Source organism: Blastopirellula sp. SH421 (assembly GCF_057808535.1).
The window spans coordinates 4,635,849-4,662,586 of record NZ_CM173712.1 but is presented as its reverse complement, the minus strand read 5'-3'; the positions used below and the strand labels follow the sequence as shown (position 1 = coordinate 4,662,586).

The 26,738-nt window shown below is 55.8% G+C and carries 16 protein-coding genes; 9 read left to right on the top strand and 7 right to left on the bottom strand.

Annotation, left to right across the window (positions count from 1 at the left end):
- Positions 1-322: 322 nt before the first annotated feature.
- The 4 genes from SH421x_RS18850 to SH421x_RS18835 all read left to right on the top strand — a co-directional run bounded on the left by SH421x_RS18850 (position 323) and on the right by SH421x_RS18835 (position 4,428).
- The gene (locus SH421x_RS18850) at positions 323-1,759 is read left to right on the top strand and encodes an IS4 family transposase (protein ID WP_488851384.1); all 1,437 of its coding nucleotides are present in this window, start codon (positions 323-325) and stop codon (positions 1,757-1,759) included.
- 165 nt (positions 1,760-1,924) lie between these two features.
- Positions 1,925-2,686 carry a hypothetical protein gene (locus tag SH421x_RS18845; RefSeq protein ID WP_488851388.1) on the top strand — a complete coding sequence of 254 codons (762 nt, stop codon included), beginning with the start codon at positions 1,925-1,927 and terminating at the stop codon, positions 2,684-2,686.
- A gap of 313 nt (positions 2,687-2,999) precedes the next feature.
- Complete coding sequence (locus tag SH421x_RS18840) at positions 3,000-3,299, top strand: hypothetical protein (RefSeq protein ID WP_488851387.1); 300 nt, start codon at positions 3,000-3,002, stop codon at positions 3,297-3,299.
- Between the two features lie 655 nt (positions 3,300-3,954).
- Complete coding sequence (locus tag SH421x_RS18835) at positions 3,955-4,428, top strand: SUKH-3 domain-containing protein (protein ID WP_488851386.1); 474 nt, start codon at positions 3,955-3,957, stop codon at positions 4,426-4,428.
- 258 nt (positions 4,429-4,686) lie between these two features.
- On the opposite strand, the gene SH421x_RS18830 is transcribed toward SH421x_RS18835, so the two are convergent.
- Positions 4,687-6,123 carry an IS4 family transposase gene (locus tag SH421x_RS18830; RefSeq protein WP_488851384.1) on the bottom strand — a complete coding sequence of 479 codons (1,437 nt, stop codon included), beginning with the start codon at positions 6,121-6,123 and terminating at the stop codon, positions 4,687-4,689.
- A gap of 228 nt (positions 6,124-6,351) precedes the next feature.
- On the opposite strand from SH421x_RS18830, the gene SH421x_RS18825 reads away from it, so the two are divergent.
- Positions 6,352-6,783: a hypothetical protein gene (locus SH421x_RS18825; RefSeq protein ID WP_488851382.1), complete on the top strand. Its 432-nt coding sequence runs from the start codon at positions 6,352-6,354 to the stop codon at positions 6,781-6,783.
- A gap of 261 nt (positions 6,784-7,044) precedes the next feature.
- Here SH421x_RS18825 and SH421x_RS18820 read toward each other — a convergent pair whose 3' ends face one another.
- Positions 7,045-13,107, bottom strand: a complete 6,063-nt coding sequence (locus tag SH421x_RS18820; RefSeq protein WP_488851381.1) for an alpha-2-macroglobulin family protein — start codon at positions 13,105-13,107, stop codon at positions 7,045-7,047.
- Positions 13,108-13,643: 536 nt separating this feature from the next.
- Here SH421x_RS18820 and SH421x_RS18815 point away from each other — a divergent pair.
- The 4 genes from SH421x_RS18815 to aroA all read left to right on the top strand — a co-directional run bounded on the left by SH421x_RS18815 (position 13,644) and on the right by aroA (position 21,516).
- Positions 13,644-16,127 (top strand): flagellar basal body-associated FliL family protein, encoded by a 2,484-nt coding sequence (locus SH421x_RS18815; protein ID WP_488851379.1) that lies wholly within the window; start codon positions 13,644-13,646, stop codon positions 16,125-16,127.
- 197 nt (positions 16,128-16,324) lie between these two features.
- Positions 16,325-18,298, top strand: coding sequence for a multiheme c-type cytochrome (locus SH421x_RS18810; RefSeq protein WP_488851377.1), 1,974 nt, complete (start codon positions 16,325-16,327; stop codon positions 18,296-18,298).
- Positions 18,295-20,037, top strand: coding sequence for a hypothetical protein (locus SH421x_RS18805; protein WP_488851375.1), 1,743 nt, complete (start codon positions 18,295-18,297; stop codon positions 20,035-20,037). The genes SH421x_RS18810 and SH421x_RS18805 overlap by 4 nt, the downstream gene beginning before the upstream one ends.
- A 195-nt stretch (positions 20,038-20,232) precedes the next feature.
- The gene (gene aroA, locus SH421x_RS18800) at positions 20,233-21,516 is read left to right on the top strand and encodes a 3-phosphoshikimate 1-carboxyvinyltransferase (RefSeq protein ID WP_488851374.1); all 1,284 of its coding nucleotides are present in this window, start codon (positions 20,233-20,235) and stop codon (positions 21,514-21,516) included.
- 13 nt (positions 21,517-21,529) lie between these two features.
- On the opposite strand, the gene SH421x_RS18795 is transcribed toward aroA, so the two are convergent.
- The 5 genes from SH421x_RS18795 to SH421x_RS18775 form a co-directional block, all read right to left on the bottom strand.
- Entirely contained in the window at positions 21,530-21,886 is a 357-nt protein-coding gene (locus SH421x_RS18795) for an ATP-dependent Clp protease adaptor ClpS (protein WP_488851372.1), read from the bottom strand.
- 267 nt (positions 21,887-22,153) lie between these two features.
- Positions 22,154-22,771, bottom strand: coding sequence for a hypothetical protein (locus SH421x_RS18790; protein ID WP_488851371.1), 618 nt, complete (start codon positions 22,769-22,771; stop codon positions 22,154-22,156).
- A 368-nt stretch (positions 22,772-23,139) separates the two neighbouring features.
- On the bottom strand, positions 23,140-24,039 hold the full coding sequence (locus tag SH421x_RS18785; protein WP_488851369.1) for a sugar phosphate isomerase/epimerase family protein: 900 nt from the start codon (positions 24,037-24,039) through the stop codon (positions 23,140-23,142).
- Positions 24,040-24,155: 116 nt separating this feature from the next.
- Positions 24,156-24,821 (bottom strand): ankyrin repeat domain-containing protein, encoded by a 666-nt coding sequence (locus tag SH421x_RS18780; protein WP_488851368.1) that lies wholly within the window; start codon positions 24,819-24,821, stop codon positions 24,156-24,158.
- A 107-nt stretch (positions 24,822-24,928) separates the two neighbouring features.
- Positions 24,929-26,713 (bottom strand): catalase, encoded by a 1,785-nt coding sequence (locus SH421x_RS18775; protein ID WP_488851367.1) that lies wholly within the window; start codon positions 26,711-26,713, stop codon positions 24,929-24,931.
- Between the last annotated feature and the right edge of the window lie 25 nt (positions 26,714-26,738).

Below are 26,738 nucleotides of genomic sequence, written 5' to 3'. Positions count from 1 at the left end.
GATTTTTTGGTGCGGCTCCATGTTCGCAGTATTAAGCTTGGAAGAGCGAGACGCTATGTAAAATATTTGGTGTGATGTTTTTTTGCAGGGCGTAAGACATGCTCTTTCCGCGAAGACGCGGTAAGAGCATGGCACGAATGGCACAGTCATTTGAGGTCGAATTTTATTCGGCGCAAAATCCGTCTATCTGCAAGTCGAGTTTTTCGATTAAAATTCTCGACGCAGGACGATTGATCTTGCTGTGAAACCCTCCCAGGTCTCACACTTTAAAGCCCTCCCCGGTCGTTTGGCGCTTACCAGTGAGACCAGGGAGGGTTTTCTCATGGCATCTTGGTCGAATCACGCCGCTGGAGGCAACTTCAGTTTCGCGCAGGCGGTTGCTGGATTCCTGATCGCATCGGGAATCCCTTTTGTCGACATCTTGAGTGAGGAACGGATCGCTCGGGTTTTCGCCAAACACCAGCGACTCTTTGGACGCTCCTACACCACCGCAATCGTGCTGTGGACGTTTATGAGCCAAGTCCTTCGCGACGGCAAGGAAGCTTCCTGCCAGAGTGCGGTCGCTCGAATCAGCAGCTACCTTCACGGAAATAATGGTGGCGATGTCGCCCCGGACACGCGCGACTATTGCCGCGCTAGAGCGAAGCTTTCCGAAAATGCCCTGCACGAATTGACCACCGAGATCGCCGTCGAAACGGAGCGACTAGTTCAGCCAGAGCACCTGTGGAAAGGTCGACATGCCAAGCTCGTCGATGGGTCAACCTTCCTGATGCCCGACACGCCGAAGAACCAGGCCGCTTATCCCCAGAATCCCGCCCAACAACCGGGCATCGGTTTTCCGATCGCTAGGTTTGTGGTCGTGATCTCATTGGCGACCGCCTGCGTGGTCGATTGTGCGATCACCAGGTACATGGGCAAGGAGACCGGAGAGACGGCGCTGCTGCGGCAACTGATCGGCTGCTTTGTCAAAGGCGATGTGGCGGTGGCTGATCGGTTCTATGGCAACTACTGGATGATTGTGTTGCTAATGCAAGCGGAGGTGGATGTTTGCTTTCGCAAACATCATGGTCGGCACACCGACTTCCGTCGCGGTCGTCGACTTGGTAAACACGATCATGTGGTCCGCTGGGATCGTCCGAACCGACCGACGTGGATGAGCAAGGAAATGTATGACTTGATGCCCCGGTCGATTGAGCTGCGAGAGATTCGTTATGTCATCGCCAAGCCGGGGCGAAAACAAGAGCCGTTCATCATCGTCACGACCCTCACCCAGGCCGACGGCGAAGACTCGGTGCAGCACGAGGATCTCGCAGAGTTATTTGGCTTTCGGTGGAATGCGGAATTGGATATTCGGAGCATCAAGACGCACCTGAACATGAATCATCTTCGCTGTAAAAGTCCAGAGATGGTTCGCAAAGAGTTCTGGGTGACCATGCTGGCGTACAACGCGATCCGGACGACGACGCTTGGGAGTGCGTGGATCTGCGGCAGGCGACCACGAGAGGTGAGCTTCGTCAGTTGCTGCCAGTTCGTATTAGCGGCCTGGGATGTGATCGGCTCCATGACAGGCATCGAACATCGGTCTTACTGCCTCAGTCGATTAGAACAGATCGGAAAGTGCATCGTGGGACAGCGTCCAGGCCGCATCGAACCGCGAGTGCGAAAGAAACGCGGCAGCAACTACAAGCTAATGGTGCAACCTCGCCAAGAACTGCGCGAGCGACTCGCTGTCGGCGACAACTCCTTTGAAACAAGATAGTTACAACTATGACTGTGCCATTCGAGCATGGCACCGGGCTCGTGTGGAGGTCTATTCCGACCTGCGAGCACCAACTCGTGGTGAATTTGCCGAATTTATGGAAGACGGTCTCCTTGAATGGAAACCAATTCCACGAGGCTGCGATTAACAACTCAGGACTTAGTCATGCGTCTTTTGATGAATTTCTATCTCTCGAAATCGGTACTCGAAACGGAACAACTCGCCACCTTACAGTGTCTGATTATCGCAACGTTGCCGAATTGGTCATCTGAACTTCGGGTCCTCAAGAATGAATCGAGTCGCAAGGGGCAAGTTATTGGACGACATGGCGTACTCGCTGACGGAGTAAGTCAGGAAATCGCCGTGCGAAGAGGCTTCGGGGATGCCGTGCTGAAGGGAGTGGGCAACGCAATTACCTTTTATCTCAGGTCCAGCCGTTCTACAATTCCGTCGACGTCGAACCGCATTACCGTCGAAATCGAGCAAGAGACGATCGAAGATATGCCCGCGTCGGATTGGGCTTTCTCCTTTTTTGAACGAGCGGTCGGCGACCTCCCAGTTCGTTACGCGAAATCTCATTTGAGCGACGAGTTCTACGCCAAGAATATGGTGAAAAGCGAAGTGACAACCCGTGCGATTGGCGTTTCTCTCGAAGCTTCCCTGCCTGGAGTTTACTGGTTGAATTACTACGGCAGGCCGTACGTCCGCTTACTTGGTAAAAAATGCTTACTAAAGACGCCGGCCTTTTGCGTGCGCGAGATCGCAGGCGGGGTCTTGCTCGCTCTCGCTGAACAGCCGACCGAATGGGATAGCGAATCGTACAAAACTGCGGAGCGAAACGTTCGCGAGCATATCGGCCATGAGTACATCTTTTCGCGCGAGACCCCAAATCGCCCAACCAGGGCGCCCGATTTTAGCATCGCCTAACGTAACCGTTCGCCCAACCTCATGTTCCCCCGCATACTAGCGCGGGTGCCATGGCCACGGCCTTGCGTGGCCATGAATAGGCATGCAAGTAAAGTTTGATCCCGACCGCTTCAAAGCGTTAGGATGTAGAAATGATCACGATTTGGTGAATTGAGGGCGACGGCTGAATTGCCCGCCTCAGCCGTGGCGACGCAAAGCCGTGGTGATGGCGCCCGTGCCTCAAAAACGACCCCCGTCCCCTTAGAGAAAAGCTGGGTTACGCCTGTCGGCTAACCCAGCCTACGCGACTGGTATTTAACGTGGTTAGAAAACGATGACGATTACATGGCAAGAGACGCTTGGGGAATTGTTCGACGGATGGGTCAATGAGCAAACTTTAGAGGAAGCCGTCGATCAGATGGTCTTTGTGGCGGAGGATCATCCCGAGTACCATCGCCGGTTTCTTGGTGCGATCGAATGCGGCATTGAGGCTGCACGGTCTGGCGACAGTGTAGTTATCAAGCTAGTCAATCTGAGTGGTTATCATGTAAAAGATACCAATGCTGCCTTGCAACTGTTGACCGAGTTTCGACAGCTATACCTGCAGGAGTACACCCGATCGCAAGAATCGTAACGCCGTATTCATGGCCACGGCTTTGCGTGGCCATGAATACGGCCAGCAATCGCCAAGGTATTTCAAACCGCCGGACAACTCTTACCAGCCGCCGGGCGCCATGCTCTTACGGTGTCTTCACCGAAAGAGCATGCTTTGATTGGTATCGTCTAATTATTGGATTGGGCCCGGTTTGAAGACATGCTCTTCTCGCGAAGACGCGGTAAGAGCATGGCACCAGCGCTTGACGAGCAGGTTGGGTGGGTTGCGCAAATCGATCGCGTAGATTCGCAATCGTCGGACGAACGAGCCTAGTTCAGCGACTGGTTAGGCCGCATGGGTTTCATGGTGAAATTGGCTCTCCCCTCTTAATCTGATCAATCATCTTGAGGTAATCAAAACCACGCGTAGCCTCGGTCTGATAAAACTGGCCCGGGTGCCATGCTCTTACGGTGTCTTCACCGAAAGAGCATGCTTTGATTGGTATCGTCTAATTGTTGGGTTGGGCCCGGTTTGAAGACATGCTCTTTCCGCGAAGACGCGATAAGAGCATGGCGCCGGGCTGAGGGAACTGAGCATTCACGACGCCTTTGAGCCTGACTATGCACCATTGCATTTTATAATCAACTCTATGTTTGTTGATATTAAAGACTCCCAAGAGGAATAGTGGCACGTCATGTTTATTTATCCTGAGTGGAGCTGGCACACCTGGGCTTTGATGCGATACTATGGCTGGAAGCCAAATAGGCGGGCACTGCTGAAACTGAAGCTACCAGCCCATATTTCACTTTTCTCAGCGGCAGAGAACGCCCTAAACGAATTTGGCGGGTTAAAAGTCGAGACGATTAATGATGTGTGCGTGCTAGAACCGAGTCAAACGAGGTTGGCCGTTCCGGAAATGCGACTGTTTGAGGAGCTCGTCGGTCGCCGTGGCTATCCACTTGGGTACGTTGACGGAAGCGATTACTATGATCTAGTGATTGATGAAAGAGGCGTCATCTATCAAGTCGTCGATCCCATCTACACCTTTGGAATTAATATGCGTCGGGCGATTCATAACTTTGTAAGAGACCGAATCGACGATCAAATCTACTTTGAGAAACATAGAGTAAAGTGCATTACTCTGGAGTGGCCGCATGAACTTACCTAAGATGGTATGGCTGCGCGGGCGCCATGGCCACGGCTTTGCGTGGCCATGAATACGGCCAGCAATCGCCAAGGTATTTCAAACCGCCGGACAACTCTTACCAGCCGCCGGGCGCCATGCTCTTACGGTGTCTTCACCGAAAGAGCATGTCTGCATCAATGCGTTTAAACAAATCGATCACCATCGCAACGCTCCCAAGACATGCTCTTTCCGCGAAGACGCGATAAGAGCATGGCACGAATGGCACAGTCATAGTTGTAACTATCTTGTTTCAAAGGAGTTGTCGCCGACAGCGAGTCGCTCGCGCAGTTCTTGGCGAGGTTGCACCATTAGCTTGTAGTTGCTGCCGCGTTTCTTTCGCACTCGCGGTTCGATGCGGCCTGGACGCTGTCCCACGATGCACTTTCCGATCTGTTCTAATCGACTGAGGCAGTAAGACCGATGTTCGATGCCTGTCATGGAGCCGATCACATCCCAGGCCGCTAATACGAACTGGCAGCAACTGACGAAGCTCACCTCTCGTGGTCGCCTGCCGCAGATCCACGCACTCCCAAGCGTCGTCGTCCGGATCGCGTTGTACGCCAGCATGGTCACCCAGAACTCTTTGCGAACCATCTCTGGACTTTTACAGCGAAGATGATTCATGTTCAGGTGCGTCTTGATGCTCCGAATATCCAATTCCGCATTCCACCGAAAGCCAAATAACTCTGCGAGATCCTCGTGCTGCACCGAGTCTTCGCCGTCGGCCTGGGTGAGGGTCGTGACGATGATGAACGGCTCTTGTTTTCGCCCCGGCTTGGCGATGACATAACGAATCTCTCGCAGCTCAATCGACCGGGGCATCAAGTCATACATTTCCTTGCTCATCCACGTCGGTCGGTTCGGACGATCCCAGCGGACCACATGATCGTGTTTACCAAGTCGACGACCGCGACGGAAGTCGGTGTGCCGACCATGATGTTTGCGAAAGCAAACATCCACCTCCGCTTGCATTAGCAACACAATCATCCAGTAGTTGCCATAGAACCGATCAGCCACCGCCACATCGCCTTTGACAAAGCAGCCGATCAGTTGCCGCAGCAGCGCCGTCTCTCCGGTCTCCTTGCCCATGTACCTGGTGATCGCACAATCGACCACGCAGGCGGTCGCCAATGAGATCACGACCACAAACCTAGCGATCGGAAAACCGATGCCCGGTTGTTGGGCGGGATTCTGGGGATAAGCGGCCTGGTTCTTCGGCGTGTCGGGCATCAGGAAGGTTGACCCATCGACGAGCTTGGCATGTCGACCTTTCCACAGGTGCTCTGGCTGAACTAGTCGCTCCGTTTCGACGGCGATCTCGGTGGTCAATTCGTGCAGGGCATTTTCGGAAAGCTTCGCTCTAGCGCGGCAATAGTCGCGCGTGTCCGGGGCGACATCGCCACCATTATTTCCGTGAAGGTAGCTGCTGATTCGAGCGACCGCACTCTGGCAGGAAGCTTCCTTGCCGTCGCGAAGGACTTGGCTCATAAACGTCCACAGCACGATTGCGGTGGTGTAGGAGCGTCCAAAGAGTCGCTGGTGTTTGGCGAAAACCCGAGCGATCCGTTCCTCACTCAAGATGTCGACAAAAGGGATTCCCGATGCGATCAGGAATCCAGCAACCGCCTGCGCGAAACTGAAGTTGCCTCCAGCGGCGTGATTCGACCAAGATGCCATGAGAAAACCCTCCCTGGTCTCACTGGTAAGCGCCAAACGACCGGGGAGGGCTTTAAAGTGTGAGACCTGGGAGGGTTTCACAGCAAGATCAATCGTCCTGCGTCGAGAATTTTAATCGAAAAACTCGACTTGCAGATAGACGGATTTTGCGCCGAATAAAATTCGACCTCAAATGACTGTGCCATTCGAGCATGGCACCCTGGCGCATCCATTGTGAGGACTAGCAAGATGCATGGCAAGATAGACTACGCGACACCAAACCAGTTACCGGTTGCGTTTGGAGATAGTATTGGTGCAAAGGCGATTGCTCATTGGCTGGGAAGCGATATTCAGTACTCGACGGCGTCGGTTGATCGCTGGCTCTTAGCCTTTCAACGAATTGCAGCAGGCGAGGCGATTGGTGGATACCAAGGAACTGGAAATTTATTTTCAGTATTCGCCACTGGTTCAATCGTCTTTCTATCGTCAGAATACGTTGAGTCACACAAAGTCTGCATGAGTGTTGAGCAGGTGTCAGCAGCTTTGGAACAATATCGCACATTCTTAACTAGTGAATATAAATCACCCGACTTTCGACCGAAGCCGTTCTACGTAGAATTTTATGCCGATGAAGATCAGGCCTACGAGTGCTATTTGGAACACGGTGGAGTAATGGCATGACGCAATAGTATCTTGGCCTTTGGCTTCCGCATCATAACATTCGCTGGCCGGGCGCCATGCTCTTACGGTGTCTTCACCGAAAGAGCATGTCTGCATCAATGCGTTTAAACAAATCGATCACCATCGCAACTCTCCCAAGACATGCTCTTTTCGCGAAGACGCGATAAGAGCATGGCACCCTGGCTCTTTTGGCGAAGACGCCGCAAGAGCTTGACGCTACTTTCGCGGTGCGAAAGGGGACACTGGGGTTTCTGGTGTTGGTTAGGGTTGGTCGACGATTTCGACTTTCATTTCGTCGGAGTTGCCGACTAGTTCGGGGGCGTACATTCCTTCGGCGATGGCTGGCAAGGCGCTGAACTTGCCGGGGATTTCGGCACGTAATTGGTAGGTCAGGCTGTGCCGGCCGCGAGGGAGTTGGCGGACGAAGAACGTGACGCGGTCGTCGCGGAGTTCCATGTAGGCGCCGAGGCTGTTGCCGTTGTACCCGCTGCGGACCTCTTTGGCTTCGAGCCCGGCCGCTTTTTGATCCTCGAACATGATGTACTCGTAGTCGTTCTTGGACTCGAGCACGAGTTCGACTTCGACCAGATCACCGCTGGTCAATTGGGCGCCGGTTTCTAGCGGCTGGCGACGATATTTTTCGACGCGTTGATCGACCGCTTGGCCGCGATCGCCGGCGACTTTGACTGCTTTTTCTTCTGGCACTAGCTTGTAGAAGCGACGTTCGACTTTCACTTCTAGGCCGGCTTTGGTGATGAAGTCTTCAAGCGTGAAGTTGGTGAGATAGGTATTGAAGTAGACGGCGCCTGTGCCTTGGCGGCGGATTTCGATCTTGTGATCGCCGCCGGTGACATTTTTGCCGACCAGTTCAAACGTGTTGTTCACCGTGAAGAGGTTTTCTTTGGTGAACTCGGTTTCGCCCTTCTTTTGCCCGTCGATCCAGATTTCGACGGTCATTTCTGGCTTCAGTTCATTGGTCGCCCGCAAGTAGTCCGACATGGCTTCGATACACAACGACGTGTCGCGGGTCGATTTCCAGTAGGTGGCATGCTTGCGATTGTTCAGCAGGTATTTTACCAGTCGGGGCGAAGTCTTGCTGTTTGGATCGACCTTGGTCAACAGCTTCAGGTAGTACGCGTTCGCTTCGATCGGATCGCCGTACCAGTTCCACCAGTAGTTGTCTTCCGGCATCTTCAGGTAGGCGGTTTCGTTTTCTAGGTCGGTGACCAGATACTGTTCGATGTTACGCTGCAACATCGCCAGTTTGTCGGCGTCGGCCATCTTGTGCAGACCCAACGCGAACATCGCTTTGGCGTAAACCGAGAGATGGGTTCGATCGCGATAGAGGAAGTCTCGCATCGCGCGATTTTCGCGACCGGCGTCAACCAGGATCATGTAGACGAGCGCGTCGGTATTGTCGGCGGTCGTTTTCCAGGGCTGTTTTTGGCCGTCGGAGTTTTGCAGCTTTTGCACTTCGGTCGCTTGGTAGCTGGAGAGCCAGTCCAGGCCGCTGTTGAGCACGCCGGGAACGATGGCGACGTCATTTTGTTGGGCAACTTGCAAACCGTGGACAACGACCGAGGTCGTATGCGGATAGCTCCGTTCGTTGGCGCCAGAGAACCAACCCCAACCGCCGTCGGCGTTTTGCATGTTGGTCAGGCGCTGGACTCCATCGGTGACCATTTTGCGAACGGTCTCGATCTCGAAGACCGGGTTCCGCTCAAATCGCCGCCACTGTTGTGCGCGATCGGCGGGGTCGCCGAGCTCTTGGGCGTTTAGATTGTTTCGCTTGTCTTGAATCGATTTCAGATCAAGCTGCATGTCGAGCAACACTTTTTGCGTGATGACCGTCGGCAGGAAGCGATTGAGCGTTTGCTCGGTGCAACCATACGGAAAGTCCACCATGTAAGGCAACGCGTCGACCATCGCGCCGGCCAACGTTGGCGTATAGCGAATAACCAGCCGGCTGTCATCAATCTGTCGCTGCTGCGGCACGGTGACGGTGAGGGTCGCCATGTCGACCTCGGGTTGAACGGTTCCGGCCCACGATTCGGTCTTGAGCAGCCCGTGCACTTTGGCGGGGAAGCTCATTTCGACGGCGTCTGATTCTTCGTCGGTCAGCGCCTTCATCCGAATAATGGCGGTCCCGCCGGAGAGAACTTTGACGCGCCAGTCCACGCGCTGCTCGCCGCCGGCTTCGATCTTGATCGTTTGCTGGGACGGATCAAGATGCTCTAGCAAACTGCCGGGGGTTTCGAGCGAAACTTGCACCGTTTTGGCGGTCTTCAAATAGTTGTGGACGTTGGCCGAGAGGACCACTTCATCGGTTTGTACAAAGAAGCGGGGAGCTTGCAGACGAATCAGCAAGTTCTTGGTGGTGATGATCTCGGCTTCGCCAGAGCCGACGCGCGTGCCGTTGCCCATCGCCCAGGTTTTGACCTTCCAAGTGGTCAGGTTCTCAGGCATGTTGAGCGTGACTTCGGCTTCGCCTTGTTTGTTGGTGGTCAGCGCGCCGATCCACAATGCCGTATCGGCAAAGTTGGTGCGGACCGCAGCTTCGATCATTTGCGGCGGCGGAGCAGCGCCGCCTGCGGCTTGCGGTTCGGCAGCGGCATCCATCGCCATCTCGGATTTGGCCATCGCGCCGCGAGCCATCAGCATGCCGGGAGCAGAGGCCGACATCGGCATGGCCATTCCGCCGGCCATGCCGCGACCGAACGATTGTTTGTCCTGCATGCCTCCAAAGGCTTCGGCCTCCATATTCATTGCCGATAGTTCGTCGGCGACCCCTTGGCCGAAGACGCCGAGGAAGCTCATGCCGGTCTGATCGGGCGGCACTATGTTGTAGGAGGCTTTGGTGAGACTGTCTTGGGTCGACGGGTGATGGTGTCGGCGCCATTTCCAGAAGAACTCGCGGATATCCTCGACGTTGGATCCGCCAGAGATGTACTCGACCGCTTTGTCGTAGATTGAGACGACGGTCGAACCGAAGAAGGGTTCGCCGGTATGATCGGTCAGCGTGATTTTGATCTTGGCTTCTTCGCCGGGCTTGTACTTTTCTAGATTAGGAGCGACGGCGACGTTTAGCACGCGACTTTCGGGCGGAACGACAATTTCTTTGGTCTCTTGGTGGACCTGGCCATCGTAAACGGTGACCGCTTCGACAAAGAAGTTGGGCATGTCTTTTTTGATCACCGCGACGTCGACGACGGTGCTCTTGCCGGTCAACTCCAACCGTTGGGGCGGCAGATAAATGCCGTTGGTCGGACGCAGGAACAGCAGGACCGTCGTGCCGGGACGATCGGTGTTGATTTGCAGCTTGACGGTGTCGCCGGGCTGGTACTGCTTCTTATCGGGAATCAATTCGAGATGGTTAAAGCGATACTGCGATCCATCGAAGCCTTCACCGATGATGGTGAAGATAAAGCCCCCTTCGATCGCACGTTCTTTGGAATCGGTGACGGTCGCCGAGAGCCGATATTGGCCGGCGGCGGAGGCTTTTAGTTGCAGGTCGAGGAGCCCTTCGGCGCCAACTTCGCGTTGCCAGGTTTGGACTTCGGTCTCGATCGGTTGGCGATCTTTGTCGTAAGTGATTTTGTAGAGGACCACGTTGGCCGAACCGGCGACCGGTTTGCCGTCGAGCGTTTGCGCTTTGATATTGGCTTGGATGTCCTCGCCAACCTGATAGTAGCCGCGATCGAGCCAAGTAAACACTTTGAACGGTTGTCGCGCTGCCAACACATCTCCAGAGCCGACGATGGTGCGACGTGACTCGTCACGGACTTCGGCAGTGATCGTGTACTTGTGATCTTTGTCACCATGAATCGCTTTGGCGAGTTCGGTATCGATCTCGACTTTGATTGTGCCGTCGGCGCCGATCTCTACTTCTTGCTCGGCGACCAACTCAGGAGGAGTTTGCGAGAAGGGAGACCACAGAGGAAAGGGGCGCGTACAGCCGACCCAGTTGTGGAAACCGGGATACCAATGGTAGTCGTAGGCGAACCACCAATAGCCGCTGCCGTAGAACCAATCCCACGGTGCGATCGGAAACCAATCTTGGCGATAGTCAGATCGCATGATTTTGTACTTGACGGTGGCATTGGTGACCGGGGCGCCAAAGAAGTATTTGGCGCTAATGGTCGCTGCAAATTTTTCGCCCAGCATGACCGGCTCGGTCGGAGCGTCAATTTTGACTTCAAATTCGGGCTTCTTGTATTCTTCGACGCGGAACGATCCGCCGCCGTGATCGGTAAAGATGCTATACGTCCCCAGCTTGCCGTCACTAGGGATCGGCCACTCGCCCTCTAGCCCACCAAACTCGTCGGTGGTGAGGTGCTTCTCATAGACTTTTTCGCCTTGCGGGTCGTTGATCTGCACGCGGAATTGACGATTGGCGAACTGGCTAGGGCCATCTTGGTCGTACTGCGCGTGACCGAGCCAAAACTTGAACTTGGCCGTTTGGTCAGGGCGATAGACCGGGCGATCGGTGATTAAAAATGCTTTGGTTGCGTTGTACTGGGGATCGTGACGTTGGCCGAACCAGATCCCTTGAAAGCCCATGTAGGCCAGTCCGTGCTGGTTGGGACGTGCGATCACCAGCCACTGCATGTTTTCTCTGTCTACCGGCTCATCCAACTTGATTTGCCCGTCGGCGTCGGTCTTTTTCGCGAAATTTTTGGTGATAACGCGAAAGCGGTTGGTGCCGGCGATATGCTCTTGACGGAAACCAAAGAACTCGACGTTGACGCCTGGCAGCGCTTGGCCCGTCACGGCGTCGGCGGCATAGTAAAGGACGCCGCGGTCGAGTTGCTTGGAGAGGATGGCCGAATCAGCGACCCAAATCACGATGTTCGATTCGTTGCCATCTTCCATCTTCGCAGTGACGAAATAGGCGCCTGCGGTTTGCAGCGGAGCTTGAATCGTGATGCGGCGGTCGAAGTGCTGCTCGCGGGGCGTTAGATCAACGCTCCACTGGGCGATTGGTTTGCCGACATATTTTTCGCCTTGTTGATGGACGATTCGCGAGCCGATGTCTTGGATGTTGATCTGCTGATAGTCGACACGGTCGGGGTTCGACTTCAGATGGGTTTTTACATCGGTAAGCAGCTTTTCGATATCAATCGGCGACGCGGTCAGGCTCACCTTTTTGCCGTTGCGGAAGAGAAACTGCAGCTCGGCGCCTTGTCCGGCGGGAGCAATTTCGCCTCCTTGGAACTGCCCCCAATTGCCAACAATTTGTTGCAGCCGATCTTTGCGATAGTTGTTGTTGCCGGGGCCATATTTGGCGATCGCATCCCGCCAAAGCTGGGCTGCGCGGGGATACTGACGGCGATTCTCGAAGATGCTGGCCAGCTGGTCGAAGGTCGATTCGGCGTAGCTAGAGTTCTCTTCGATAATCTGCTTGTAGAGCGCGATGTGGTTGAATTCGTCCGGTAGATCGAAGCGTTTGATCCCATTGGCCAGGCGGGCGATCGTTTCGGTTTCTTTCAGCGTGTTTAGGGCAAAGGTCCCGGTCTCGGCGCCTTCGCTTTGTTGTTGTCCCCCGCGTGGCCAAAAGCCAAACTGCTGTAAAGTTTGTACGCCAAATTGTTGTTGTGCAAAATCGGCGCGTTGACGTAGTGCGAATCCCTTTAAGTTGGGGGAGTTTTCGACGGCCATCGATAACGCCCAGCGCCAGCGCTCACCGTCATTGGCCGCAGCTTCCCACGATTTGGGTTCGCTGTAGTAGATCGGCTTGCCTGTTTCATCGACTGGGGCGCCTTGCGTTTGTCCGCCGCGGCCGTAGCCTTCGTCGTAGTCGGGCAAATTGTCGGTCTCGGTTCGATATTGCAGGCGCCAAGCTTCGTTGTGGCTGCGACCGCTGAGAACAAACTGGGCGAGCTCTTGATAGAAGCTGGCGACGTCTCCTTTTTGATCGTCGCGGGCCACCAGCGGAAGCGCTTGTTCGTAAAGCTGTAATGAGCGAACGCGATCGCGCTCGATGCTATTGGTCCATTGCCCCCGATTGCGTTGTCCGCCGCGAACAAATCGGTTGTCGATCATTTGTCCGTAGTGCTGGATGCTTTGATATTGGGCGGCGACGCCTGCGAGGACGCGCCATTTTTGGGGATGAGCGGCGACCACAGATTCGAGAAAGTCGGTCGTCTCATCCATGCGGGCCAATTGCTGCAGAGAGCTGACCATTTGGTAGAGATGCGAGCGAATCTCGGCGGCGTCGCTGTCGGCGTTTAAAAAGAGAGGGCGCCCTTGTTCGAACGCTTCTTTGTAATTGCCCTCTTTGTACAGCTTGTCGAGTTGCTTGAAGTCAATCGGTGGTGCTTGCACAGTGAACGATCCTAATTGTCCGTTCAAGAAGGCTCCGACCATGCCTAGCATGGCAAGGACGAGCGTACACTCGACAAAGCGAAACCTTACGGGGGTTCTGTTGTTCATCTTTTTACCTAATGCCTGATCTCTAGCGGGTTTGCCCTGTTGCTCCGCAGCTTGCGACTTACCAATTTCGACGACGAACGACCTTAAATAGTTTTCGAGAAACTTTCGAGGCGAACTTGCGGGCTGATCCATCGGTAAAATTCGATAAAGCAGATTATGGCAGAATTATAGAAAATATTGTGTGAAACCAGCATGGATACTTGGGTGAAATAGAAATAGTCGTATTGTCGCAACTGGTCGCTTTTGCGAGGAAATGACCCCTCCAAATATGGTAAAGTTTGGTTGTAGCTACTTACCCCGCAGGTCCAGGAATCTGGATCCACCGAAAACTGTAGAAGGTGCTTCGTCGTCTACGGAGAAGAGGCGCTCCCCGTCGTGACGCTGCCCCCGCTCTTAATTCCCGCCTATCATTACGCTGATGGTTCGTCATGACCGATCCTAATAATCCGTATTATCGCTGGCTTGGACTCTCCGTTTACGGGCGTCCGGATTACTACACGCTGCTCGGCTTGCGGACTTTTGAGACCAATCCCCAGGCGATTGCTGTTCAGGGAGAACAGTCGTTCTTGCGTGTGCAGACCCAGCACGGAGGCGCCGAAGAAGCGTCGCGTCAGCAAATCTTGCAAGAGATCTCGGCCGCCCGTGCTTGTTTGGAGAATCCAGCGCAGAAGGGAATCTACGACCAACAACTGCAGCAGTACTATGCGCAGTATGGCGGACCCCCCCAATACGGGGCGTCGCCGCAATCGGTCAATCCAATGGCTACGGTCGGTTCAGCCGGCTATCCCGCTGCGTCGCCTGGTGCTTTGCAACAGCCGGTTGGCGGCGCAGGCGAAGCTCCGGTCAGTGTTGGCTCTGGCCGTCCTTCGACCGCCAAGCGAGCCAAGTCGCGTGCTTCGGGTAGCTCCAAGATGTTTTGGGCCTCGGGTTTGATGTTGGTCTTGCTGGGTGGCGCCGCCGTGGGCGGTTATATGGTTTGGCAATCGAACCAACAGCAGGAAGTCGCCGACGCCGAACTATTGGAGCCGATGGTTCCGGTAGTCGATTTAGAGACCGAAGTCGAGTCGCCGGAAGAGAAACGGAACAAGTCGAAGCGACCACCCGGCAAACGTCCTACTGCCGCGGAGTTGGCGGGATCCATTCCGGGACTAGGCGATCCCCAAGAGCGGATGGATGAGATGGGCGAGATGCCCAAGCCGAAGCCTCCGGTCAAGCCGCAACCGACTGCTGCCGAACAGCAGCAACTGCGGACGGCGATCGAATCAGCTTGGAAGCAATTAGCGGCGAAAAACTTTGGCGCGGCTCAAGCATCTTTGGCCGGCGTAGCGTCGCTCAATAAGAACGACCAGGGAGAAGCGGAGTTCAAGCGGGTCGATCAACTTGCCAAAAATCTGGTTGCCTTCCAGGCAGCAGTCGATAGCTCGCTAGAGAAGTTGCAAGGGGGCGAGCAGTTGCAAGTTGGAACGACTGATTTTACCGTTGCTTCCAAAACAGCGTCTCACTTGGTGTTGAAAGTCGCCGGACAGTCGAAGTCGTACGAACTGGCCAATCTGCCTGAGGGAGTGCGTCGAGCGCTGGCTCTTCACAGTCTCCCTGGAGATGAATCGCAAAAGAAGCTGGTCGAGGGTTCGTTTTTGCTCTTCTCTGACATTGCCGATCCTGGCCATGCGCTGGATGTTTGGAAAGCGGCCGCCGCTGGTGGCGCTGATATCTCCAGCTATCTCGCGTTGATTGACGAAAAGAAGCGTTACGCTCCTAGTGCGGCTGGAGATACGCCGATGCTGACCTCGATCCCGCCCTCGACCGAAACTCCGAGGATGGAGTCGCCGATGATGACGACCCCTTCGTCGGACCCGGTTGTCAGCGACGAAAAATCAGCGGCCGCCAAGTTGGGGCAGCTATTAACCGCCGCCAAGCAGGCGCTGGCTGAACGGAAGCCTGATGATGCTCAGCGGATCCTGGCGGAAGCGACGCCGCTGGCTGTTCTGCCGGCGCATCAAGAAAAGGTGGCGCGCCTGCAAAAGTTGACCGACAACGTGCAACAGTTTTGGACAGCCGTTAGTGAAGAGATCGCAGGCTTAACGGCCGATACCGACCTGACCGTCGGTTCGACGGTGGCGCGGATTGTCGAGAATCGCGCGGACTACCTGGTGCTTCGCGTCAACGGTGAGAATCGCCGTTACACGCTCGCCGAGCTACCGGCCGGCCTTGCGATGCACTTTGCAACCGAAAAGTTAGCCAATGACGATGCGCAGTCGAAAATGATTCGCGCTTCCTTCCTGTTGGTTGATCCTGATCCGAAGGCGGGCGCGGATCCTGCCGCCGCAATGTGGGGCGAGGCGAAGCAAGCGGGGGCTGAAGTTGGCGATCTGCCGCAAGTCGCATCCGATAGCTATGATCTGGCCGACGATTTGTTAGTTCAGGTTGCGGTTCCTAGTGACGCTTCGTTGTCTGACGCAACCAGCAAATTCCAGACGCAGTGGGCTGCCTCCTTCGCCAATGCAAAGCGTGCGAGTGATCATACGGCGTTGGCCCAAAAGCTGTTCAACGAGGGCAAGTCGATCGAAGGCGACACCCAACTGCAATTTGTCACGTTCCGTTATGCTTTGGCCGAAGCGGCCAAAGGGGGCGAATTGCCGTTGTGCAATGAGATTGTCAACGCTTGGGCGAAGCGATTTGAGATTGATCCGCTGGAGTGGGATCTCAAGTCCTTTCAGCTAGCGGCTGCAAGCGAAGGGACGCTGCAGCAAGAGCGGGTCGCCAGATATGCGCTGACGCTAGCACCGCGACTGCTAGAAGCGGGGCGTCGTGAAGAAGCGGTTGCTGTCGTCGCAACTGCCGAGTCCGCCGCTAAAAAGGCTCGCGATAAAGCATTGATCGAGCAAATTGGGCAGTTGCAGAAATCTTTCTAGCTCCCTCCTTTGGGCTTTGTATGCGGGTTTGCCCGCTTCTGTCGATTACACGAGTCGCATGGGATGCAGGCATCGCAACGCGATCTTCAATTGCGCCAAATATACGGCGGGAATCCGCCGATTATTACAGATGAATGCGTGCTCCTTAGCCCCGGAGCTCCTTTCTTGGATGGAACTTCAAGGGATGGATTCTCAAGATGTTGCAACGGTTGGTTCAGAGTCGCCGAGTTTTCGGCCTGCTTACGCTGGTGATCGGCGCACTGGCGGTCGCCTCGCTGGTGACGCCAGGCCCGCGAGAAGCGGTAGCGGTGCCGCATACGATCACTCCAGGCAATTACCCGTATGACCCGGATTGGCCAGACGTCTATCTGATCCTGCAAAACAAATGCGCTGCGTGCCATCGGCCAACATCCAAGCAACTCGATCTCTCTAGCTATGCGGCGATGATTGACGCCGAAAAATTTGGTCACAAGCTGATTGCTCCCGGCAGCCCCAAAGATTCGTTGCTGTGGGAATACGTGAATTGGAACGTGCATCAGACCGAGGGTTCGCTTGCGCCGCGTCGTCCCGAAATGCCGCCTGAAAAGTCGGCATGGCTAAGCGCTGGCCAGCTAGAAACGGTTCATCGCTGGATCTCGAATGGCGCGCTGGAGTTTACGCTGCCTGTATCGTGCAAGCCGCCGGTTACAGAGATCGATTTTCCGAGTGCTCAGCAGTGCGCCACCTGCCATCCGAAGCAATACGACGAGTGGTCGCGTTCGATGCACGCGTATGGGCAGCAAAGCCCCATCTTTGAAGCGTTTACTTTGACGTTGATTGAGCGGACCGGCGGGACGATCGGCACCTTTTGCACGCGTTGCCATACGCCGATCGGCATCGCGATGGGAGAGACCGGAAGTACGCGCAACGTCCATCGCTCGCGAATTTCGCTGGAAGGGGTAACCTGCGTCACTTGTCATCGGCGCGACACGACGCACTTCAAGGCTTCTGGCCGCGTTCCGGTGACGCCGGGAGCGTTGTTGGAGACGTGCATGTTTGGCCCGTTTAATGATTCCAACAGTGGATCCGAGACCGGTACGCATCCCGCTTCTGGTTTCCCTTACATGAAGTCTTCGCAGTTTTGCGGAGAGTGCCATGACGTCACCAGTCCAGATGGGGTTCGCTTGGAAGAAGCATTCAGCGAATGGCAAAACAGTCCCGCCGCCAAAATGGGACAAACTTGCCAGTCCTGTCACATGGGGCCGGTCCAAGGCAAATCGATCGCCGATTGCGATCGTCCGTTGGGCTACGCCGCGATCGTGCCGGGTCTGCCGAAAGATAAGCTGCCGCTCCGCAATTTGACCGACCATACCTTTGCAGGTCCTGACTATTCGTTGCTGCCGGATACCGAGTTTCCTGAGAAGCTCGACTGGATGTACGAAACCGACTATCGCGACTCGGCCAATCTGACGCCGTACCAAAAAGAGACCTTGGTAACGCTCCGCAAGAAGAATCGTCGTTCGCTGAAAATCGCGGATGCAAAACGATATGAAGTGCTTCGCAACGCCGCGGTGATCCATGTGAAATCGCCGGCAACCGCGCAAGCGGGACGCAAAACCGAGGTGCGCGTCGATGTCGAAAGCATCATGGCCGGTCACAGCTTGCCGACCGGTTTTACTGCCGAACGCCAGGTCTGGGTTTCGATCACTGTCCGCGATCCGCAAGGCCGCGTCGTGTACGCGTCAGGTGACTTAGACAAAAACGCCGACCTGCGAGACGACCACAGTTATCAGGTCTTGTCCGGCCAAATTCCTTACGATCGTGATCTGTTGAATTTCCAAAACAAGTTTGTCGCGTTGTCGAACAAAGGGACCGATCTCACGGTCGTCTTGTCGGTCAACCGCAACATTTTGCCGGTCAATGTGCTGCGGCCCAATAACGGGCTGTCGGCGTCGTTTGGCGGGCCCGGCACTTTTCGGATCGCCAAGGGAAGCTTGCCGCCGCTGTCGACGCGCGGGCAGACCTATAAGTTCTCACCAGAATGTTCCGGTACCCATCAGGTGGAAGTCCGACTGAACTTCCGTCATCTGCCGCCAACGCTGTTGGATCATATCGGGACGCCGCATTTGAAGCATCTGTTAGAAGTCGTGGTGCTCGATTCTTGGGACGGCGTGATCGAGGTGACGCCGTGAGAATCCAATCTCTAGCAATACGAATCGCCGCTGCGCTGGCCGCTGCTGGTTTGACGCAGTTCTCGTCAAGCGTCTGGGGGCAATTGCCGCAACCGCCGCAGTCATTGTCGGCTTGGGCGATCGAAAAGAGAGTTCCGCTCGATGCGCAAGCTCAGGTCCATCCTGAGGGAACCAGCAGCCAACCAGCGCAGCATGTCGAAGATTTGGTCGGCCCGCCGCCGCTTCCCGGTTACGCGCTTGAGCCAGATCCAGCGCGAGAGCCGGCGCGTATTGCTTTGTCGCCGGATCGCTTGGTGATTCCCCGACGGATTTTACCGACGACAGAAGAGAATCTCGACACATCCCTGCCTTTTGATGCTGAAACGATCCCGACGCCGGAGCCTGCGGACGACTATCTGCCGCCGCTGGAAGAAGAGCTGTGGAACCACGGCGGTTCGTACTTGTACGCGCCGGAAGGAGATCGGCTGGGATGGCCGTGTGAAGGGGATGGAGAGCATTTTGAATTGCTGCGACTTCCAGAGGATGAGGTCGCCCCGCAGCCGGTTACTTGGTTCGCCGAGTTTCTGGGGAACGATCCGATTCGCGTTTGGGATCTGACCTGGTTCCGCGGTTACAACAATTGGGAGCCGCGGTTTGTCGGGTATGGCAGCTATGAACTGGCCGCTTTGGCGTTCAGCCAGAACAACACGCGCCGCGATGGGATTGCTCACCAACTGATTACCGATTTTGATTTGCAACTGACCGGCACCGAACGGTTTCACCTGCAGTTTCGCCCCTTGGGAAAAGGGAACACCGGCGGGTCGTATTATCAATTCAATGATCCAGCCGGGTACGTCGATAACTCGACCGGCGAACCGACGCGCTATTGGTTTGAAGGAGAGTTGGACAGCATCTTCGGCGGATTCTTTGATCCGTTCGCCGTCCGCGATATGGTGGTCACCGCAGGACGTTTTCCGTTTGCGCTGCACAACGGTTTGTTGATGAATGACGAGATGTTGGGGGTTGTCGTCAATAAAAATACGATCTATCTGGGGAATATCAGCAACATCAATGTGCAGGGGATTTACGCCGCGACCGACGTGAACAACACGGCCGATCCAGATTCGGGACTGTACGGCGTCAACGTCCAGGCCGACTACGATCGCGTGTTTCACGTCTTTAGCGCGCTGGCCGTCAATACGCCGGATGCGCCGGGACGCGATCAGCAGTTTCTGGCATACAGCCGAACCAAGTTTTATGGGCCGCTCTCATTAGCCGGACGTGCACTCTTTAAATTTGGCGATAAAGCAGGGATCGGCTCGGGGCAATTATTTGTGGTCGAAAGCAATCTGACGCGATATTTTGATCACGAATTTTTGGGAGTCGATCATTGCGTCTATTACTGCAATGCGTTTTATGCGAGAGACGGTTGGAACCCGGCCGGCAGCGGCAACTACAATCGCTTGCGAACTGCGTTTGAAGTCGACCCGCTGGTGCAGATCGCTTCGGGGCAATCGGTCGGTCCCAATAGCGGCGTCGCGCTGGGGGTGCAGTTTTTCCGCCATCACGAGGATGAGTCAATCATCCCTGAAATCGCCTATCAGGCGCCAACCGGCGATCCGGTCTGGGGGCTTGGGTTGCGGTACCTGCGAAAGACGAGTCAGCGATCGTTTTTTGAAGTGCTGGGCGTGGTGAATTTCTCGGATACCCCGATTTATCGCCGCGATGGGATCTCGGTCTCGCAGACGATCATTTTTTAGTGGCCGAGAATTGAAACGAGGGCGCTGGTACTATCGTCTCGCCGGCGATTTGCCGTCGCTAAAGGCCTGGTCTCCTCAGGGCTCGAAGTATCGCAATGCGAAAAACTGCTGCGGGGCCGATTCTCCCGCTGCTGAGGCTACGTGAATCGGCTAAAATAGCGGTAGGATTTCAGACATACCCATTGAGGCGTACTCGTGACGAGCCGTATTGAGATTACTCCTGCTTCGCCGATTGTCGGTTCGATCTTGCCCCCAGGCTCGAAGAGTTTGACCAATCGCGCCTTGGTGATCGCAGCCCTGGCTCGGGGAGAATCGACGCTGACAGGCGCATTGGAAAGCGAAGATACGCATGTAATGATTGACAGCCTGCGTCGGTTGGGGATCGACGTGCAGCATGATCTGTCGGCGTGTGAGATCCAGGTTACCGGTTGTGATGGGGTGATACCGTCCGTGGATGCGGATCTGTTTGTCGCCAATAGCGGCACGACGATTCGGTTTCTGACGGCGATGGTTGCGGCCGGCAAGGGGCGTTATCGCCTGGATGGCGTGCCGCGAATGCGTGAGCGCCCAATCCAGGATTTGCTGACAACCCTGGCCGATCTGGGGGTTTCTTGTCGCAGTGAAACGGGCAATGGTTGTCCGCCGGTGGTAGTCGAAACCAGCGGGCTGGTCGGCGGGGTCGCCAAGATCGCCGGTGATATTAGTAGCCAGTACCTGAGCGGCTTGTTGATGGCCGCGCCCTACGCCGCGCAAGGGGTGACGCTGGAAGTGGTGGGTGAGTTGGTTTCAAAGCCATACGTTCACATGACCACGGCGATTATGCGGGATTTTGGGGTCTCGGTCGCAGCGGGTGATTTGAGCAAGCTAACGGTTCCGCCCGGCAGGTACGTGGGCCGCAATTATGCAATTGAGCCTGATGCGTCGGCGGCAAGTTACTTTTGGGCGGCTGCGGCAATCACCGGTGGCAGCGTGACCGTCGAGGGGCTGTCACGCGATGCATTGCAGGGAGACGTCGCCTTTTGCGAATGTTTGCGGCAGATGGGCTGTCAGGTCGAGTATGGGCCAAGCTCGATTAAGGTAGTGGGTGGTCGCCTGCGGGGGATCTCCATTGATATGAACGCGATCAGCGATACGGTGCAAACGCTGGCCGCCGTCGCGCTGTTTGCCGATGGTCCCACGACGGTGACCGGAGTTGCCCATAATCGCCATAAAGAGACCGATCGAATCGGTGATTTGGCGACCGAGTTGCGGAAGCTGGGCGCCGTTGTTGAAGAGCTGGAGGATGGGCTGACGATCGTTCCCGGCAGGTTGCAAGCTGCGGAGATCGAGACCTACAACGATCATCGCATGGCGATGAGCTTGGCGCTGGTGGGGCTGCGACAAGCCGGCGTGGTGATCTTGAATCCAGAATGTACCAGCAAGACTTACCCGCACTACTTTAAGGACCTGGCCAAGTTAGCGGGCGTCCTGTTTCGGTAGGCGTTTGCTTGGGCTATTGCGGCAGCGGCTCCAGAGTTACTTTAAGCGGCAGCGCCCCTTTGCTTTTCATCTGGGGGTCAGCGCCGAATGAGCGAATCTGATCAACCTTCAGTTCGCCGATTTCTAGGGCGCCGCTCCAGATGGCGCTTTGGCCTTGTTCGTGGACGTTGGTTGTCAGCTGAAGGCATTTTTCCAGCTCATAGCCAAACACCTTGCGCAGCGTCTCAATCACAAAATCAAAGCTGTTGAGGTCGTCGTTGTGCAGGATGATGACGTACGGCGGCTGTCGCTTGGTCTTGTTGCGCGTGTCGGTCTTGGTGTCGGATTGTGTTGCAGGTGCGTCAGCAACTGCGGATGCTGATTTCGCCAATGGGCTTTCCTCCTACGCAGGGGACAATGCTTGATCCCTTTTGGTTATCGCGGAGTCGGGCGAAAGTCAATTGTTTTTGTGCGGCAGTCGCGGCTTTCGCATTCGGAAATCGCGCGGCGGCGGACGGACGTGTCAGCCGCTGGCGCGAGTATTTCCCGAAAGGAGCGAGTCTGCTGTCCCTTCTGTCGATCGATCTCGAATTGGCGTCCGTGCCAAAGTTCGCCGCCCGTGGCGTGCCCGAGTGATTTCTAGAAGGATTCAGCCGCGTTAGTCGTTCGGAATCATCGAGTCATCGACGACCTGAAGCAACTTGGAAATGCAAAGCTTGTTCATGCTGGTGCGGCGAGTGTGCGCTTCGACACGCAGCGACTCGTGCAGGCTCTTCGGTAGGCGAACCGTGATTACGCGGGTCGGCTCTTTCGATTCGGCCTGGACGCTGGTGCGTTCGCGCAGTTTGGCGATCATCAGCTGGATTTCGCCATACTCTTCGCAATGCTCGAAGTCGTTCAGTTGCTCCGGCACGTTGAACAGGCGACGAACGACCCCTTCGACACCGAGGATCTCTCGGAAGAAGGTGACCCAGTCCGGCGACTGGCGAAACAGATCGCGAGCGACTCGCAGCGCTTCCTGTTTCTTCTCGGCGACGGACGCTTGCGGCGCCATCGTTGCTGTCGTGGCCATCGGGCTATGGCTAGCCGGCGGAGTCGGGTTCGACGCTAGTGGTGACGATGCCAGCGGCGATGTCGCTAGCGGTGACGACGACAGCGGGCTTGGCTGTGCTGACAGTCGCTGTGGGGGAGCGGCGGCATAAGGGTTGTTTTGGGGGTAACCGTTTTGCGGCTGGTTCGGGTTAGCGTACGTGCCGCCGTGTTGATAATCGGGCATTTCGGGCTCCTTCCGTTCGTTGGGAAATTGGCGTTCAGTCCTTCACCGTGAACGCGACGAATAAGGGTATCCCAGAATTGTTGCCATCGAGTCAAGAGCAGCATCGAAGTGATTGCAGTGCAAGCACTTACAGCTGACAGCATTGCATGCATTAATTGGTGGCGCCGCAGCCACTTTTTTAAGCAGGGGTGAGGTTGCACAACTTTTAAGCACTCTTCAATTTTGCATCTTGAGGAGTGTCCCTGCTGGGAACGCCAATTTTGTCCAAAATAGTTCAAAAACTTTCCCCGTCGCTGGTTTCGCGCATGAAAAAGCCCGACCAAGTAGTGGCTTGGTCGGGCTTGGGTATAGATGCTAGCGAGTTTGGACTAACCGAGCTTCTCGGCGCAACGTTCCAGCAGTTTGCGGGTCGCGATGATTCCTTCGATCTCCGGCAGTTTGCTTCCTTCGTATTCGATGCCGACATATCCGTGGTAGTCAAACTTATTGACGACGATGTCCATCATCTTGAAGTAGTCGGTTTTGGTTTCGTTTCCTTCCGCGTCAAAGTCGTGGCTCTTGGCGCTGACCGCTTTGGCGAACGGCATCGTTTCTTCGACCCCTTTGTAGCGATCGTATTCGTGGAAGTTGCCAAAGTCCGGCAGCGTGCCGCAGTTGGGGAGATCGACCGTCTTCATGACGCCGGCCAACCACTGTCCGTTGGAGGAGAGCCCGCCGTGGTTTTCGACGATGACATTAATCCCGTACGGTTTGGCGAATTCGCTTAACCGGCGCAGTCCGTCGGCAGCCAGCTTCATTCCTTCGTCGTACTGTTTGTCGGTTCGGGCATTCACACGAATCGAATGGCAGCCCATGAATTTGGCCGCTTCCACCCACTTGTAGTGTTTTTCGACCGCTTCGGTCCGTTTGGCGTCATTGCTAGCGCCCAGGTCCCCTTCGCCGTCGATCATGATCAACAGGCGTTTGACGCCCAGGTCATCGCTGCGCGAGATCATCTCGCCCAGGTATTTCTCGTCTTTGGCTTTGTTGGCGAAGAACTGATTGACGTATTCAATTGCTTCAACGCCGCACTCTTCTTTGGCGACTTTGGCGAAGTCAAGATTGTCGAGTTTGCCCCCCTTCAAAGCCTTGTGCAGTGACCACTGGGCCAGCGAAATCTTGAACGGGGCCTTGGCGTCAGCGGCCAGCAGTGACGAGGTCGGCAAAGCGAAGGCGCCGGCGATGGCGGCCGAGAACTGCAAAAAGGAGCGGCGATCAATGTGGGTCATACGAGAGGAGTCCTCTGATGGTGTGCGTTGCGTACGGGGGTTTTCACAATGAATGTGACGTAATTCAAATATATCCCGCAGAAATAAGGGGCACAACGAAAGGAGGCCAGCAGGGGCTATTTCTTCGGCGCATTATCGGCATGATCCGAACTTGAACTGCTCCGCAGGGCGGCAAATGCGGCATACGCCCCCTGATTGGCTGCCAGCGATGCTGGCGTATTGCCCAAAGCGTCACGCGCCTGAGCGTTGGCGCCGGCCTGTTTCAGGATCGTTACGGTGCTGCTCTTGCCGGCCAGCGCGGCGAACATGATCGCCGTTTGTTGCGTGCCGTTGGCCGAGTTCACATTTGCGCCGGCGCGGATCAATTGCGTTAGCGGCTTGTCAAATCCTTTGAACGCCGCCGCCGAGACCGCCGTCAGGCCCATCCGATTGCGGGCCTCTAGGTCGATTTCTGGAGAGGCTAGTAATTGATTGACCACTTCGCGGCTGTCGTGATAACTAGCGACAATCAGCAACGTATCGCCGCGGGGGCTGCGGACGTTGGGCGAAAACCCTTCGGCCAGATACTCTTGAATTGTCACCGCGTCATCATCCCGCGCCGCCTGAAATACAACGTCAATCAGCAGCGCCGCGGTCTCGTCATCCAGCTCAATGCCGGTCGCGGTGGTCAACGGCGGTGATGGCTCTGCCGGCGACCGTGCGAAGATGGTGATCATGCCGGCCACGGCCAGCAACGCGGAAGCCAGCGAGAACTTGGCGGCGAATCGCAAGAAGGTGAACATTGTGTGGTGACTCTGTTGGTTGAATCCGAGGGTTCGAGAAAAAATAAGGCGCTTCGCCCAACAGCGAAAGCTAGGACGAAGCGCCTTCCCACCCACCTATCAGCTGGCTAGTTGGCGAGATCAACCAACTTGCCGAGCGCGACGCTGTGCGCGGCCCCCTCGTTTTGATCGACCACGCGCACTTCGAGCGCGGCGTCATAACGATGCGACTGGCGCGGCATCAACGTAAAGGTCTTGCTCCAGGCCGATCCGCCGGCTCGGGTTTGATAACGCAGCGGCGCAACCGAGCTGTTATGGATCGTCGCTTTGTCGGCTTGGGCCGCTGACGGCAACTCGATTTTCACCCAGCGCGTGGGCTCGACGTTTTCGTTCGCTTGGATCATTCGCTGCACATCGTCGGCTGATTCGTTCACCGCCGCGGTGACGCGTTGTCCATACTCAGGATCAGCCAGCGTGAGAAAGCTCAAGATTCGCAACTTGACCTGACGATCCTTCACCTGCGACAAGTCGCCGGCAAAGTTTTTCACCAGGTTTGCTTGGGCTTGTTTGTCGAAGCTGCGGTAGAGTTCGCCTGCTTGTTGAAAGTTGAGCGTTTTTTCGATCCGTTGTTGCACCACCTGCGAAGACAACGGCGCCTGGCTGTACTCGAACGACTCTTCTTCGCGCGGCGTGCCTGGCATCGCGCTGGGTTGGAAGTTGACGTCCGAGGTCGTGTCGCCAAAGTTCATGTCGCCATCTTGGTTGATGTTGGTCGGCTCGACCCGAGGGCGATTGACCGGCAGCATCAGATAGTTGGCGCCGATGCGATAGCGCTGCGTATCGGCGTACGAGAAGAGTCGACCTTGCAGCAAACGATCTTCGGACGCTTCGATCCCCGGCACCACCATGCCCGGCGAGAAAGCGACCTGCTCCGTCGATTGATAAAAGTTGTCAGGCACGCGATTGATTGTCATCTTGCCCACTTTGATCTCCGGCACGCCGGTCCAGATCTTGGTTGCATCCAACGGATCGAAATCGAAGTTGTCCAATTGATCTGGCTTCAGCATTTGCACGCCCAGTTCCCACTCTGGATAATTGCCGCGGTTGATCGCGTCGTACAGATCGGCAGTCATGCCGCTATGGTTTTTGGCGGACGCGGCGGCGGCTTCCTCGGCGGTTGCCGGGTTCAAACCTTGCATGCTCCGCCAGTTGAACTTCACGTAGGTCACCTCGCCGGCGGCGTTCACCCATTTGAAGGCGTGGACTCCGAACCCATCCATCTGTCGCAAGTTGGTCGGGGTTCCTTGATCGCTATACAAGATGGTCAGCATGTGCGTGCTCTCCGGCACATGACTAAAGAAGTCAAAGAAGCGATTCGGGTCTTGCTGATTGGTGATCGGCGATGGTTTCAGCGAGTGGACCATGTCAGGGAACTTCATCGCATCGCGGATGAAGAAGATTGGCAGGTTGTTGCCAACCAAGTCCCAGTTGCCTTGCTCGGTGTAGAATTTCACCGCAAACCCGCGCGGATCACGCAGTTGTTCGGGCGAACCCTTGGGATGAATCACGGTCGAGATGCGGATAAAAACCGGCGTCGTTTTTCCCTTGGCGGAAAGCAGATCTGCTTTGGTGTAGTCTGACCAATTGTCATAGCTGACAAACTGGCCATGTGCGCCGACGCCGCGCGCATGGACCACGCGTTCTGGAATCCGCTCGCGATCAAAGCGTCCCAGCTTTTGGATCAGATGAAAATTGTCGAGCAAGACCCCGCCGCGGGGGCCGGCCGTGCGCGAGTTTTGATTGTCGCCAACCGGTTGACCGCCATCTTCGGTCAGTTGGGGGGGCGCTGCGTAACTACCGGTCATGGTGAGGACCGCCAAGATGGCCGCCGTCGCCAGGGTTCGTGTCTGCATGGTTGCTTCCTGTGGTTCTGAGATG

Coding starts and splice junctions, on each gene's coding strand:
- SH421x_RS18850 (WP_488851384.1), top strand. CDS start 323: ATGGCATCTTGGTCGAATCACGCCGCTGGAGGCAACTTCAGTTTCGCG.
- SH421x_RS18845 (WP_488851388.1), top strand. CDS start 1,925: ATGCGTCTTTTGATGAATTTCTATCTCTCGAAATCGGTACTCGAAACG.
- SH421x_RS18840 (WP_488851387.1), top strand. CDS start 3,000: ATGACGATTACATGGCAAGAGACGCTTGGGGAATTGTTCGACGGATGG.
- SH421x_RS18835 (WP_488851386.1), top strand. CDS start 3,955: ATGTTTATTTATCCTGAGTGGAGCTGGCACACCTGGGCTTTGATGCGA.
- SH421x_RS18830 (WP_488851384.1), bottom strand. CDS start 6,123: ATGGCATCTTGGTCGAATCACGCCGCTGGAGGCAACTTCAGTTTCGCG.
- SH421x_RS18825 (WP_488851382.1), top strand. CDS start 6,352: ATGCATGGCAAGATAGACTACGCGACACCAAACCAGTTACCGGTTGCG.
- SH421x_RS18815 (WP_488851379.1), top strand. CDS start 13,644: ATGACCGATCCTAATAATCCGTATTATCGCTGGCTTGGACTCTCCGTT.
- SH421x_RS18810 (WP_488851377.1), top strand. CDS start 16,325: ATGTTGCAACGGTTGGTTCAGAGTCGCCGAGTTTTCGGCCTGCTTACG.
- SH421x_RS18790 (WP_488851371.1), bottom strand. CDS start 22,771: ATGCCCGATTATCAACACGGCGGCACGTACGCTAACCCGAACCAGCCG.
- SH421x_RS18785 (WP_488851369.1), bottom strand. CDS start 24,039: ATGACCCACATTGATCGCCGCTCCTTTTTGCAGTTCTCGGCCGCCATC.
- SH421x_RS18780 (WP_488851368.1), bottom strand. CDS start 24,821: ATGTTCACCTTCTTGCGATTCGCCGCCAAGTTCTCGCTGGCTTCCGCG.
- SH421x_RS18775 (WP_488851367.1), bottom strand. CDS start 26,713: ATGCAGACACGAACCCTGGCGACGGCGGCCATCTTGGCGGTCCTCACC.